The organism is Vibrio sp. NH-UV-68 (genome assembly GCF_042940635.1).
Lineage (GTDB): Bacteria > Pseudomonadota > Gammaproteobacteria > Enterobacterales > Vibrionaceae > Vibrio > Vibrio pacinii.
Window position 1 is genome coordinate 1,075,279 of sequence record NZ_CP134976.1, and the last position, 12,450, is coordinate 1,087,728.

The following is a 12,450-nucleotide window of genomic DNA, read 5'->3' on the forward strand; positions in this document are numbered from 1 at the left end:
AAACCAACGTGAAATTTAACTATTTAGTATCATTATATGTTTAGTATAAAATGGACCGAGTTAATAGAATTACTGCATTAACACACTCATTTAACTCGGCTTTTTCATTATGCCGTATAGCGTTTAGAACGTAAAAGATAAATTACCAGAAAGACCAAATTGATTATCTCCTGCGTAGCTACCCGCAAGATCGATACTCACGAGGTCTCCTGGGCTGATGCCAAGACCAAGGGTAACTTCATCATCTAAGGTGTCTTGAATATCGGCTTGATATCCAGCACGTAACTGAACCCAACCAAAGATATTGCCTTCAACACCGAGACGTAGGAACTGAGTTTCATCCTTAAGGTCAGTGAATCGCTCTTGCTGCGTAACATCCCAATCAACCGTTGCGACAAAGTAATCCATTGCATAACTGCCCGAGAGTGTCACTTGAGTGTTGAGCTTATAACGACTTACTCCACCAATATTCAGGGTATCTATCTCTTGTGAGAACAGATCTTTAACCACAACACCAAGACGGTAATTGTAAATCATCCAAACGGCGCCGAGATCAAGGTTAAAAGCATTCTTGTTCGTTTCGCTCTGGTCATAATCATCAAGATCAAAGTCTTGGACTGAAAGGCTCTGTTTATAAGTACGCAGTTCCTGATATTTAGGCGTGATACCAAACGATACGTCTTGACCAGCGATAGCAAAACGCTTGGCCAAGGCAACTCCATATTCGGAATAACCAAACGCAATCATATCGACATTCGAATTTTCATAACGCGATTGTACCGCTAGAGGGGCATCGCCACCGTTCGCTGCAATTTCAGGAGACGCAACAATCTCGGCGTATCCACGCAGGAAGAAGTTTGCTGATAAGGTATTGATAGGTAGTGCAACCGCAAGCGCTGCGCCACCGGTCACCGCAAGTGCTTTGTTGTCTGACAATTGAGTAAGATAGCTATTGAGCAACGCCGCTTGGGCTGGATCTGTACTGCCGCCATTTTCGAATTGTTTGATGCTATCTTGGAGCGAATCGATGGTATCGAGAGACTCATCCGTATCTCGTAACGTTGCGCCAATCGCTGGCACCAAAATACCAAAGTCATCGCTATCACGGTAGATTGCGGTTAACGCAGGATTATAGAAAGGAGCTAACACGTAATCGGCGCTCGTCACCCCCGTATTCCCCATCCCGTTGCCACGACCATCCGGAACCACGCTGGCCGAATAGGTAACGCTAGAAAAAGCCAAAGCTCCGAACACCGCTGCTATTTTTTTGTATTGATTCATATCCGTATCAACCTTATTTTTATTTATTCATTCTCAAGGTTAATACAAAAACCGTCATCCTGACGGGTTATTAATCAATCAATACCATATCTAATGTGACCGGAGTTTCACTTTGGCAGGAAACTAAGCGCTCTTTTTTTGCTTTGGGGAGTTTTTTGATTCGAGACTCTAATTTAGATGCCTCACTACGACTATGCCCTGCTGGATGAGACCACGCCAAAATGAGCGGCGATTTCCCTTTTAAGGCCTTAGCGCCTCGCCCACTGCAATGCTCGGCAAAGCGTCGCTCTACGTTAGTGGTAATACCGCAGTAGAGCGCGTTATTAGGCATGCGAATCAGGTACACATACCAATTAGTTGTTAAACAACTCGGACTTAGCGACATTATGCTGTCAATTGTTCAACAAGTTCTTTTAATTCAGTAAGGTCTTGTTTAAGTTGAGCAACCTCTTGCTCGAGTATCTCAATACGTTCACTGCCCACAACCGCAGTACTCTCAGGGATATTGGGTATGTCGTTGATATCAACTTCGCCACTAAATAGATGCATATAGCGTGATTCACGCTTACCAGGTTCGCGTGGCAGTTTAACCACGAGCGCACCTTCACTACGCACTGCCATGTGCTCTAACGCGGCTTCAACCTCTTTAACATCCGTAAAATCAGCCAGTCTATTTGTGCGGGTTCTTAATTCTCCCGGAGTCTGAGCGCCACGCAATAACAAACAACAGGCGATCGCCTTTTCCTGTTTAGTTAATTTGAGGTCGCCAAATTCCGTATTGCAAAAACGGTGGCGAAATTTGCTAGTGCGGCTGTTGAAGCCACTTTCATCACTTATGAGTCTTCTTGCAATCAAGTTGTCTACGGCTTGTTGAACGTCAATTTCACTTAAAGACATGACAGGCTCACGATTGCTTTTTTGGTTGCAAGCTGCAGTTAAGCTATTCAGTGACAGTGGGTAATAATCTGGCGTTGTGACTTCTTTTTCAATCAGCGCACCAATAACACGTGTCTCAACTTGGGTTAGTTCAATATTCATACCGTTTCCTTGTTATTCTTTGGTTATTTAGTGCTCAGAGATAATGGCAACTTTTTTAATATTGCCATTTTCATCAATCATGACAATTTTACTACGATTTAACTCTACCTCGGTCACTTCTTGATGAGTTCGCTCATGTTTATAGGCTTTGATCAATCGAGGGGCGCGCTCAGGTTCACTCTCACTCATTGTAGGGACGATAATTTCAGACGTTTGGTGCATACAGGTTTGAACTTGTTTTAACAATAGTCGAATCATATATGGTTACTGAAATTCGCTCAATGACTAGACTCGAGATTGGCGATAAATACATCAAGCTAAAGTAATGATTGATCTAAAGACTGTTATCGCGCCAGATGATGTGATTTAATCATTGTAGTTAATCAAAATATTAGGAATGGGAACTATGAGTGGTGTCTTTGAAATCGTAGCTCAAGCACGTCGTAAGAATAAGTTAAAACGTGAACTTTTAGACAACGAGAAGAAAGTTCGTGACAACCGTAAACGTGTTGACTTGCTTGAAAACCTTCTTGATTACATCAAGCCAGAAATGACCAACGAAGAAATTGTGTCGATCATTAAAAATATGAAAGGCGACTACGAAGATCGTGTTGATGATCACATCATCAAGAGCGCTGAAATTTCAAAAGAGCGTCGCGATATCAGTCGTCGAATTCGTGAACTGACTGAAGAAGACAAAATCATTCAGGGCAAAAAGAAATAATACCTGATAAACAACTCAAAAAGCCTACCTTGCGGTAGGCTTTTTTATGCATCAATGAGTGAAATGATACGCCAACATAATTGGTTATTACAATCTTATAAATAACGTAAAACGTTTGCGTAATCGCTAACCTTCTCCGTTCATATTTTTGGGGCTTTCATCACACATTTAGCCCTGTTATATTTCAAAAAAGTTAATCATTTATAGACCATTCGAGGCACGGAGCTTCCTCAATTATCTCACGATGAGAAGAATTGGTACCGACCTAAGTCGGCAAAATTAAGAGGGTCAAATTATGGATATGGTTGAAATTCTAGGCTACGCAGCTTCTATTATGGTTGCAATCTCATTAACAATGAAAGATATCGTTAAACTGCGCGTGCTTAACTTTATCGGTTGTGCGCTGTTTACGGCCTACGGTCTGATGATCGATGCTTGGCCAGTAGTTGTCACCAATGGCTTCATTGCCTGTGTCAATGTCTACTTTCTTGCAAAAATGCAAATTGAAAAAAAAAGCGAGCAAGTAAAAAACGTCGCATAAGCAGTATAACAGCGAAGACAAGCCCTTGAGCTTTAAACTCAAGGGCTTTTTTATTGAAGAGTTTGATTGTTGAGCCTAGTTGTTGTCTATAATAATCAGCTGGTTGTGGTGATAACTCACTATTTTATTTGTGGCAACTATTAGTTATTTGCAACAATGAACAGCACTTCCACTCGACGGTTGCACGCTTTTCCTGCCTTAGTCTTATTACTACAAGCTGGGACGTACTCGCCATATCCGCGGGTAAAGATCGAATCCATCGCAACATTATTGCTCAGTAACTTCTGTTTGACGGCGCTCGCGCGTTTCATCGATAGGCTGTCATTTAATGTCGGGGCACCAGTACTATCGGCATGACCGTCAATCACGATATCAATGCCCGGCTGAGTCGCGAGATAGCTCCCCATCATATCAAGCCAGTATGCTGAGTCTGTTGAAACACGAGACGATCCGCTATTAAATTTAATCGTGTCTTTAAGCTTAACCATCACGTGATTACCTGGCAGTAATTCGTAATCCACACCATTGCTAAGCAAGAAGCTCTGTAGATCGTTATAACTTTGAGTTCGTTGTTGTCCGAATGGGCCTTTCACGCCCGAGCTCGCTATGGTCGGCGTTGTTCCCCAGTCAGGGTAGCGCACATCAAAGTCAGACTGCGGCGCGGTATCTAGCAGGTCATCACCGAACATAGCCATCTGGTCTTTTAAGCCGCTACATCCAGAAAGTAACAAGATCAGGGGTAATACAAAGCGCTTCATTAGTTCACCGTTGGTTCCTTTTCGATACCATTTCTATATCGGCCGTAACGCCAAGACTTTAGCGTTTTTTGTACTGGTTTGACTTAGTTTTGTTAAAACAATATGGCAACAGACTACACAAACTCATTGAAATACATACTTTGTAATGTCATTTTTTAATTCGAGTGTTTCGCTTCGTTGCCTGAACAAGTAGAATCAAACCATTGTTAATTCACTGATTTAAAATATCTATATCCCATTGTTATCAGTGATGCTAAGAGAGTAAATGATGAAAAAAATAGCGACTCTGCTCTTTATCGCTTTGTCTTCGATTTTGGTCGGTTGTAGCGAAAGTGATGCGCCTAAGCAAGGCGAGCACTACCAGACCCTACCCGCTAATTTGGCAACGTTCAGGCTCCCTGCCGTCACGGAAGTGTTCTCGCTAAACTGTGGCCATTGCCGCAAGATGGAAGACCAGCTTGCCAAAATCGAGAAATTAACGGGGCAAGACATTGGTAAAGTACACGTTACCTTTAACGAAAGTGCTCAAATTGCTGCGATGATCTACTATGCTGCTGAAATGCAATTTGGTAAAAAGCCCGACCATCAAATGATGACGGAGCTGTTTGCCGCAACGCAACTTAGCGATGGTTCAACCTCTGCCGATAAAAAGGCCGCAATTGACCTTGTTTTCCATAGCCGAAATTTTGTCAGTCCTTACGACTTCGATGACACCGAGCAAAAACGTCTGTTTGCCGCGATGCAAATCGCTGATGACATTACAACTACAGGTCAAATCAACTCGGTACCTACCTTTATTGTTAATGGCAAATATCAAGTCATGACGAGTGGACACCGCGATGTTGAAAGCATCGCCGAAACAATCAACTATTTACTACAGCAACCATAATTTAACGGAAAGGATTTATGTCTAAGATTATTTTTCCAATCATTATCTTCGTACTAGCTGGCTTTTTCATCTATCGTACTTGGACAAATCATAAAGCGAGCGAAGAAAACTTTGCCGTAGGACAAGCATTTTTAATCGAAAACGGCAACAAAGAAGACGTCATCACGACAGAAAGTGGCTTACAGTATCAAGTTTTGCATAAAGGCGAAGGCAATACTCATCCGACAGTAAACAACACGGTTAAGGTTCATTACCACGGTATGCTTCTTGATGGCACTGTTTTTGATAGTTCTGTCGAACGCGGCGAGCCAATCAGCTTCAAACTCAATCAAGTCATTAAAGGTTGGCAAGAAGGCCTAACCTACATGTCTGAAGGAGATAAATTTCGCTTGTTTATTCCTAGTACGCTTGGTTATGGAAAAAATGGTACCGGCCCTATTCCACCAGCCGCAACACTGATTTTTGAAGTTGAATTGTTAGAGATTCAATAGAAAGAGTAAAGGCCAATCCGTTGATTGGCCTTTTAACTGTTCGTTAGTCGATAGCAGCCGTTTCTTTTTTGCTATAGCGACTTAGATGTTTATTTATGAAGTCAGTATCTGCCGCATAAAAGTCGTCGAGTGGCAAATCTTTGAACTTAACCCATTCAAATTGATCCGCTTTATCGCTAAGCAATGGCTGGTCTTCCGCGTTAAAGATAGCGTAGTAAATACGTCCACCAAAATCATTAATCCCGCTAAACGTTGCCACATGGCTATCAGCATCAATGCCAGAGATCTCTTGCAACTCTCTTTTTGCTGCATCCGTACCAGTTTCATTATTCTTAACTGCACCACCGGGAAATTCGCGCATTTCTCCTTGTGCAGAGCATCCGCGCTTTTTAAGTAACACCTTGCCATCATTTATCACTATCGCCATAGCTAAGTGCTTCATATTTGACTCCTTTTCTATTTATACTTTATTTCTGGACAGCTTTAGTAGGGTTTTGGCAACACGCGAACGTGAGGCACTTATTAGAGAGCTGTACAGCAGACCGACTTGAGCGGACAAATAGTAACCTAGCCGCTTGAAGTTCGCAGATGAGAAAAGCAAAAATATGATCTAGGAGATAAAAAAGCCAGTAGCTTGTAGTGCTACTGGCTTAGTTTTGTGCGCTAAAACACTATTATTTGTGTTTATCTTGGATGTATTTCTGGCTTACATCGACAACGGCCACATCTTTAAAAAAGCTACGCCCAAGTAGCAATGGATAAGTTAAATGGCTCCTGTCAGCCAAAGTAAAGTCCGTTTTTTCTTTTAGATCACCAACCTGCAGCCACGCTTCAACAACTGCACGATCTTGTGTTCCTTCTGAACTCGATTGACGTATCTTGACCCAACGTTTAACGGGCAATGCAATCTCTTTACTTTTGATATTATCGTGTTCAATTTTGAACTTAACCCAATCTTTACCGTCTCTTTCAAACGGCACAATGTCTACCGCACTGATTGATGAGGTAGTCGCACCGGTGTCAACACGTGCACGAAAGTTTTGTTCAAGGCCAGGAATATAAACCCACTCTTCTTCACCAAGAAGTAGCTTTCCATCAGCGGTCTTTTGAGCCGGTTTTTTTGCCACAGGTGCGGTAGGTTTTACTTCAGGTGTTGGCGTTTTGGGTGCCTCAACCACAGGCTCTTCAGGTTTGACCGTTGGAGGGGTAATTTCAGGAGTGTCCACTTGCGAGTCTTGAGGTTGTTCTATTTTTTCTGATTGCTCTACTTCATCAGTTTGTTGCTTTGGTTCTGTTACTTGCTGGCCAGTCGTTGAACAGGCGACTAAACCACCACTCAACATTAATGGAACGAGTACTTTCCACGTTTTGTTCATTTGCTCACCTAATCATAATCAATCGGATCTAGATGAAACGGGGCTGATAACAACCCCGTTAGTATTAAGCGACGTTCACAATTGCTTGGGCGACGTACGGAATATCTCTTTCCGTCAATCCAGCAACGTTGATTCGACCATCCCCAACACCATAGATCCCGTATTCTTCGCGCAATCGCGCCATCTGGTCTTGGCTAAATCCTAGCACAGTAAACATTCCCTTGTGACTCTCGATAAAGTCGAATTGTGAAGTATTGTAGTTATTTCTCAACTCGTTACACAAGATTTTACGCAGGTTTAACAATCGTTGCTGCATTTCACTTAACTCTTGCTTCCAAATCGCTGTGAGCTCTTGATTTTGCAAGATCGTTTTTACTAATGCAGCGCCATGATCAGGTGGCATCGTGTAGGTTGCACGTGCAAGGGTCATCAGTTTGCCTTTGGCATTATTAACATCATGCTGAGATTTACCCACCACAATCGCTGCCCCTGTACGCTCGCGATATAACCCAAAATTCTTTGAACATGAGGTAGTAATCAACATCTCTTCGACGTTGTCTGCCATATAACGAAGCCCTTGGGCATCTTGTTCAAGCCCGTCACCGAAGCCTTGATAAGCAATATCGACAAAGGGGGTAAAACCATTTTTCTGTGCCAGTTGCGTAATCACCTTCCACGCATCAAAATCGATGTCTGCCCCTGTTGGGTTATGACAGCAACCGTGCAGTAAGACGACATCGTCAGGACCAGCCGTTGATAAATCATCCAGCATACGAGCGACATCAACTTGCTTAGTTTCTGGACTAAAGTAGTGATAATGTTTCACTTTGAGCCCTGCCGCTTCCATTACTGGGCGATGATTAACGTAACTTGGGTTTGAAATCCAAATCGTTGTATTTGGCTGGGCCACCTTCATTAGGTCGCCAAGCATGCGCAATGCACCACTCGCCCCTGGCGTTTGAATACCAGCAACACGATCCATTGCCGAAGTCCCATCAAGCAGTAAGTTAACCATCGACTGGTTGAACTCTTCACAGCCTGCAAGGCCAACGTAGGATTTGGTTTTTTGCGTCGCAACGACGATATCTTGAGCTTGTGAAATCGCCTTCATGACGGGCGTTTCACCTGCGCTGTTTTTATAAACGCCGATGCCAAGGTCAACTTTTTCGCTGCGAGGATCGCTGCGGTAAGCAACAGATAGAGAAAGAATAGGATCCAATATTGGAGTCGGTAATTGAGAGAACATGAAAGTCACAACCCTTTGAAATTCAAGTAATGGGCATCAACTTACCATCTAATTTACAAATCTAGAAATAAAATTTCAGTTCTAAAGAGCAAAACAGGATAAAAGCCCACAAAAATTAACAATACGTTAACCTGACGAGCCGCCATCAGGACCATATCCTGCTATTACACTAATTCACACTGTAAATGTGTGAATTATTTGGTTGGAACTTCCACGCCACTCAAGGTTGAGATCGCGTTTATCTTGTTCATACTTCCCATCAATTAATGTATCGATGAGGTTGACGACGTCACGCTGCTCTTGATTGAGTTCACTCAAACAATACCCTGTCCAGACCCAAATGTCTTTGTCCGGGCACTCTGCGCGAACTCGCTTAACCAGTTGAAGCACACTCGCGACATTAGCAGGATGGAGCGGATCGCCTCCAGACAACGATAGTCCACGTCTTTTAATTCGAGTATCATTAAGATCAGCGATAATGCGGTCTTCGGCCTGTTGAGTAAACGCAATGCCTGAATCAAGCCTTTGCGTTGATTGGTTGTAGCATCCTTTGCATTGATGCACACACCCTGATACAAACAAGGTACAACGTGTTCCGGGCCCGTTGACAACGTCAATTGGATAATATTGATGGTAATTCATCGATGAAGTCTCGAAATAACTCTTTGATGTATCGAAAGAAACAGAGCCCTAAACACAGGGCTCTGACCACACCGCGATTTCATTACAGGTGCTTGACACGTCGTTTAACTTCTTCTTGTTTGCCAAAATTAAACGGTCTCGCATCGGGACTGCCTAAATAGCCACAAACACGTCGTGTTACCGACACCTTAGTTGAATCATGATTGCCACAGCTTGGGCAAGTAAAACCCTTACTGGTGCAATCAAATTCGCCATTGTATCCACATTCGTAACATTCATCGATTGGCGTGTTAGTACCATAGTAAGGCACGCGACTGTAGCTATAATCCCAAACGTTTTCTAACGCTTCAATATTGCGCTGCATATTTGGGAATTCACCGTAACAAATAAACCCGCCACTCGATACTGGTGGGTATGGCATCTCAAAATCAATCTTATCGTACGGATTGACTTTTTTCTCAACGTCTAAGTGAAAGCTGTTGGTGTAATAACCTTTATCAGTTACGCCTTTAATGACACCATACTCTTTGGTATCAATTCGGCAAAAACGACTGCACAAGTTTTCACTCGGTGTACCATACAAGCTATAGCCATAACCAGACTCTTTCGTCCATTGATCAACCTTGCTTTTTAGGTACTTAACGATGTCGATCGCTTTTTGGCGTAATTCAGCATCATCGTAAACGTGCGACTCATTGCCAAACAATGCATTTATGGTTTCATGGATACCAATGTAACCGAGCGAAATCGATGCACGTCCATTTTTAAAGATATTGGCGATCGACTCATCTTCTTTAAGCCGAACACCACACGCGCCTTCCATATACAAAATTGGGGCGACGCGAGCTTTGACGTTTTCTAATCTAGAAACCCGCGTTTCAAGGGCTCGACGTGCTAAGTCTAACTTTTCATCAAGCAGTGTATAAAATGCTTGTTCATCACGGTTAGCAGCCAACGCGATACGTGGCAAGTTGAGACTCACCACCCCTAGGTTATTTCGCCCCTCATGTATTAGCTCACCATTTTCTTCATAAGTACCTAAGAAACTGCGGCATCCCATTGGGGTTTTAAATGATCCGGTGATCTCAACCACTTTGTCATAATTAAGAATGTCTGGGTACATACGTTTAGAAGCACACTCAAGCGCCAGCTGTTTGATGTCGTAATTGGGATCTTTTGGTTTATGATTTAAACCCGCTTTGATGCCAAAAACTAACTTAGGGAACACCGCTGTTTTGCGATTTTTACCTAATCCCGCAATACGGTTTTTCAAGATCGACTGTTGAATTAGACGTGATGCCCAACTGGTACCTAGGCCAAAACCAAAAGTGACAAAAGGCGTTTGCCCGTTCGCGGTATGCAGCGTATTAACTTCATATTCTAAGGATTGGAAAGCATCAAAACACTCTTTCTCGGTGCGAGCCTTTGCAAATGCTTGTGCATTGGGGATATCCCACTCTTGAGCAATACTAAGATGTTTCTCAAAGCTTGACTCTACATAAGGTTCAAGAACTTCATCAATCCGGTTGATGGTCGTTCCGCCATAGATATGGCTAGCAACTTGTGCAATGATTTGCGCCGTTACGGCCGTGGCGGTCGAAATTGATTTAGGTGTGTCAATTTCAGCGTTACCCATCTTAAAACCATGCGTTAGCATTCCCTTCAAATCAATAAGCATGCAGTTAAACATTGGGAAGAACGGCGCGTAGTCTAAATCGTGGTAGTGAATATCACCCAACTCATGCGCTTGGACGATATCACGCGGTAAAATGTGTGTTTTCGCGTAGTGCTTCGCAACGATACCAGCTAACAAGTCACGTTGAGTTGGGATCACTTTGCCATCTTTATTGGCATTTTCATTGATGAGGTCAACATTGCTCTCTTCAATCAAGCCTTCGATTTCGCGCGTCAAAGTACTTTGTTTTTCACGTGCAATATCTCTGTCATGACGGTATTCGATATATGAGCGTGCTAGTGACTTATACGGCCCTTGCATAAGCTCGTTTTCAACCAGAGTTTGGATTTCGATGATGTGTACTTCATCGTGATCTTTTAGCTGCAACTCCACCGCAAGCGCAACATTAAGCGCATAGATTGCGATTTCATTGTCGACGTGCTCAGCTGCAGATTCGACAGCAGCTTGAATGCGATCCCTGCTAAATGGCGCCCTAGAGCCATCACGCTTGATTACGATTGGTTTCACCTTTTCTCCTTACCCCAGCATACTCACAGAGTTATCCACAAACACACTATATAGGGCGATTTATAATTCAACTGACACTATATATTGTGGCGTATTAAACGAAATGACACACAGATTGGTATTGATTTCGATCAATAAAAGGAGAGCCTCGCTCAAGAACAAATCGATCTTAGTGGTACTGATCTCAGATAAAAAGAAATTGATGTAAATTAGAAAAATGCTAGCTATTCCACTTGATTTTTGTAGACATCTTATAAGATAAAGGCTTCAACTCTATTCACGGATTTACCTTATGTTGTGCGTTAGAAAATGGTCGTTCTACTTGGTCTTTTGCTTATTACTGCCTTTTAAAGCGATAGGTTTTAGTTCATTCAATTATTCAACTTGGAACCTAGAGTGGCTCAGTAGTACTCCCTCATCAAAGTTCACGGCTTCACAACGCAGTGATGCCGACTATCAGGCCTTGCGCCATCACTTTCAACGCACTGAAAGTGACATCATTGCTTTTCAAGAAGTTAACGACGCCGAGGCGCTGCGCAGAGTGATCGGTAACGACTATCGTTTATTCTTCTCAGATCGCTCTCATCCTGACAATCGTCACCGTCAATTTACCGATATCAATCAATTTACTGGAATTGCGGTTCGCCATGGAATCAGTGTGAGTGATAAACCAGACCTAAAGCTCGACAAAGAATCCAACAGCCGCTTGCGCTTCGCGGCGTACGTTGTCGTGGCGCCTGAAAGTAACCAGCCGTTACACGTGCTCTCCGTCCATTTAAAGGCGCGTTGTTCGGGGGCTTATAAAGCCAATGCCGCGTGTCGAAAACTAAAGCAACAAGGCCAAGCACTCAATCGGTGGATCCAACAACGTGAAGTCGCCAATCAGCGCTATCTTATACTCGGCGACTTCAATCACAATCTCAGCTATCCAAGTGACTGGTTGTGGCAAGAGATAACGCAAGGCAGCTCTGCGCTATTGGCTACCAAGTCGACCCAAGCAGTATGTAAAGTTCGCTCACGCAAACAACCCAATAAGACACATCAATTTCGTTCACTCATCGATCATGTGATTACCAGTCATCAACTAACCACCAAGAATGTTAGCCAAGTGGCGTATCAAACCCCAGATCTGTTTAAGTATCAACTCAGCGATCACTGCCCGATCCGCTTTACTTTGTAAGCGGTTGGTTTAATAGTTAGGTCATTAATTTAATAGATAAGCAATTGAAAGCATGATTAAAAAGCCCCGTCTCGATTACGG

Annotated in this window: 15 protein-coding genes; 5 read left to right on the forward strand and 10 right to left on the reverse strand. The window is 43.1% G+C overall.

Going from position 1 to position 12,450, the window contains the following annotated elements; genetic code table 11:
- Window positions 1–123 precede the first annotated feature (123 nt).
- The 4 genes from ViNHUV68_RS19130 to ViNHUV68_RS19145 form a co-directional block, all read right to left on the reverse strand.
- Entirely contained in the window at window positions 124–1,281 is a 1,158-nt protein-coding gene (locus ViNHUV68_RS19130; protein ID WP_038176635.1) for a conjugal transfer protein TraF, read from the reverse strand.
- A 70-nt stretch (window positions 1,282–1,351) separates the two neighbouring features.
- A complete protein-coding gene (locus tag ViNHUV68_RS19135) occupies window positions 1,352–1,612 on the reverse strand; it encodes a GIY-YIG nuclease family protein (RefSeq protein WP_245609297.1) in 261 nt (86 codons plus the stop codon).
- A gap of 53 nt (window positions 1,613–1,665) precedes the next feature.
- Window positions 1,666–2,319: a YceH family protein gene (locus ViNHUV68_RS19140; RefSeq protein WP_038176639.1), complete on the reverse strand. Its 654-nt coding sequence runs from the start codon at window positions 2,317–2,319 to the stop codon at window positions 1,666–1,668.
- A 27-nt stretch (window positions 2,320–2,346) separates the two neighbouring features.
- The gene (locus ViNHUV68_RS19145; RefSeq protein ID WP_391090737.1) at window positions 2,347–2,577 is read right to left on the reverse strand and encodes a hypothetical protein; all 231 of its coding nucleotides are present in this window, start codon (window positions 2,575–2,577) and stop codon (window positions 2,347–2,349) included.
- A gap of 148 nt (window positions 2,578–2,725) precedes the next feature.
- Between ViNHUV68_RS19145 and ViNHUV68_RS19150 the strand changes: the two genes are divergently transcribed.
- Together ViNHUV68_RS19150 and ViNHUV68_RS19155 are read left to right on the forward strand one after the other, a co-directional pair.
- Window positions 2,726–3,043, forward strand: coding sequence for a DUF496 family protein (locus tag ViNHUV68_RS19150; RefSeq protein WP_038176640.1), 318 nt, complete (start codon window positions 2,726–2,728; stop codon window positions 3,041–3,043).
- Window positions 3,044–3,338: 295 nt separating this feature from the next.
- Complete coding sequence (locus ViNHUV68_RS19155) at window positions 3,339–3,584, forward strand: YgjV family protein (protein WP_038176642.1); 246 nt, start codon at window positions 3,339–3,341, stop codon at window positions 3,582–3,584.
- A 140-nt stretch (window positions 3,585–3,724) separates the two neighbouring features.
- Here the strand turns inward: ViNHUV68_RS19155 and ViNHUV68_RS19160 are convergent, their stop codons facing one another.
- Window positions 3,725–4,342 carry an OmpA family protein gene (locus ViNHUV68_RS19160; RefSeq protein ID WP_391090739.1) on the reverse strand — a complete coding sequence of 206 codons (618 nt, stop codon included), beginning with the start codon at window positions 4,340–4,342 and terminating at the stop codon, window positions 3,725–3,727.
- Window positions 4,343–4,610: 268 nt separating this feature from the next.
- On the opposite strand from ViNHUV68_RS19160, the gene ViNHUV68_RS19165 reads away from it, so the two are divergent.
- Both ViNHUV68_RS19165 and ViNHUV68_RS19170 read left to right on the forward strand, forming a co-directional pair.
- Complete coding sequence (locus ViNHUV68_RS19165; RefSeq protein ID WP_038176811.1) at window positions 4,611–5,231, forward strand: thiol:disulfide interchange protein DsbA/DsbL; 621 nt, start codon at window positions 4,611–4,613, stop codon at window positions 5,229–5,231.
- Between the two features lie 17 nt (window positions 5,232–5,248).
- Window positions 5,249–5,722 (forward strand): FKBP-type peptidyl-prolyl cis-trans isomerase, encoded by a 474-nt coding sequence (locus ViNHUV68_RS19170; RefSeq protein ID WP_391090741.1) that lies wholly within the window; start codon window positions 5,249–5,251, stop codon window positions 5,720–5,722.
- 43 nt (window positions 5,723–5,765) lie between these two features.
- On the opposite strand, the gene ViNHUV68_RS19175 is transcribed toward ViNHUV68_RS19170, so the two are convergent.
- The 5 genes from ViNHUV68_RS19175 to nrdD all read right to left on the reverse strand — a co-directional run bounded on the left by ViNHUV68_RS19175 (window position 5,766) and on the right by nrdD (window position 11,189).
- Window positions 5,766–6,164 carry an NUDIX hydrolase gene (locus ViNHUV68_RS19175; protein WP_038176646.1) on the reverse strand — a complete coding sequence of 133 codons (399 nt, stop codon included), beginning with the start codon at window positions 6,162–6,164 and terminating at the stop codon, window positions 5,766–5,768.
- A 232-nt stretch (window positions 6,165–6,396) separates the two neighbouring features.
- A complete protein-coding gene (locus ViNHUV68_RS19180; protein ID WP_038176647.1) occupies window positions 6,397–7,098 on the reverse strand; it encodes an ATP-dependent zinc protease in 702 nt (233 codons plus the stop codon).
- A gap of 64 nt (window positions 7,099–7,162) precedes the next feature.
- Entirely contained in the window at window positions 7,163–8,344 is a 1,182-nt protein-coding gene (locus ViNHUV68_RS19185; RefSeq protein WP_391090743.1) for an aromatic amino acid transaminase, read from the reverse strand.
- 174 nt (window positions 8,345–8,518) lie between these two features.
- On the reverse strand, window positions 8,519–8,986 hold the full coding sequence (gene nrdG / locus ViNHUV68_RS19190; RefSeq protein WP_038176650.1) for an anaerobic ribonucleoside-triphosphate reductase-activating protein: 468 nt from the start codon (window positions 8,984–8,986) through the stop codon (window positions 8,519–8,521).
- A gap of 82 nt (window positions 8,987–9,068) precedes the next feature.
- Window positions 9,069–11,189 carry an anaerobic ribonucleoside-triphosphate reductase gene (gene nrdD / locus ViNHUV68_RS19195; RefSeq protein ID WP_391090746.1) on the reverse strand — a complete coding sequence of 707 codons (2,121 nt, stop codon included), beginning with the start codon at window positions 11,187–11,189 and terminating at the stop codon, window positions 9,069–9,071.
- 292 nt (window positions 11,190–11,481) lie between these two features.
- Between nrdD and ViNHUV68_RS19200 the strand changes: the two genes are divergently transcribed.
- Window positions 11,482–12,369, forward strand: coding sequence for an endonuclease/exonuclease/phosphatase family protein (locus ViNHUV68_RS19200; RefSeq protein ID WP_038176653.1), 888 nt, complete (start codon window positions 11,482–11,484; stop codon window positions 12,367–12,369).
- The last annotated feature ends 81 nt before the right edge of the window (window positions 12,370–12,450 follow it).

Coding starts and splice junctions, on each gene's coding strand:
- ViNHUV68_RS19130 (WP_038176635.1), bottom strand. CDS start 1,281: ATGAATCAATACAAAAAAATAGCAGCGGTGTTCGGAGCTTTGGCTTTT.
- ViNHUV68_RS19135 (WP_245609297.1), bottom strand. CDS start 1,612: ATGCCTAATAACGCGCTCTACTGCGGTATTACCACTAACGTAGAGCGA.
- ViNHUV68_RS19140 (WP_038176639.1), bottom strand. CDS start 2,319: ATGAATATTGAACTAACCCAAGTTGAGACACGTGTTATTGGTGCGCTG.
- ViNHUV68_RS19145 (WP_391090737.1), bottom strand. CDS start 2,577: ATGATTCGACTATTGTTAAAACAAGTTCAAACCTGTATGCACCAAACG.
- ViNHUV68_RS19150 (WP_038176640.1), top strand. CDS start 2,726: ATGAGTGGTGTCTTTGAAATCGTAGCTCAAGCACGTCGTAAGAATAAG.
- ViNHUV68_RS19155 (WP_038176642.1), top strand. CDS start 3,339: ATGGATATGGTTGAAATTCTAGGCTACGCAGCTTCTATTATGGTTGCA.
- ViNHUV68_RS19160 (WP_391090739.1), bottom strand. CDS start 4,342: ATGAAGCGCTTTGTATTACCCCTGATCTTGTTACTTTCTGGATGTAGC.
- ViNHUV68_RS19165 (WP_038176811.1), top strand. CDS start 4,611: ATGAAAAAAATAGCGACTCTGCTCTTTATCGCTTTGTCTTCGATTTTG.
- ViNHUV68_RS19170 (WP_391090741.1), top strand. CDS start 5,249: ATGTCTAAGATTATTTTTCCAATCATTATCTTCGTACTAGCTGGCTTT.
- ViNHUV68_RS19175 (WP_038176646.1), bottom strand. CDS start 6,164: ATGAAGCACTTAGCTATGGCGATAGTGATAAATGATGGCAAGGTGTTA.
- ViNHUV68_RS19180 (WP_038176647.1), bottom strand. CDS start 7,098: ATGAACAAAACGTGGAAAGTACTCGTTCCATTAATGTTGAGTGGTGGT.
- ViNHUV68_RS19185 (WP_391090743.1), bottom strand. CDS start 8,344: ATGTTCTCTCAATTACCGACTCCAATATTGGATCCTATTCTTTCTCTA.
- nrdG (WP_038176650.1), bottom strand. CDS start 8,986: ATGAATTACCATCAATATTATCCAATTGACGTTGTCAACGGGCCCGGA.
- ViNHUV68_RS19200 (WP_038176653.1), top strand. CDS start 11,482: ATGTTGTGCGTTAGAAAATGGTCGTTCTACTTGGTCTTTTGCTTATTA.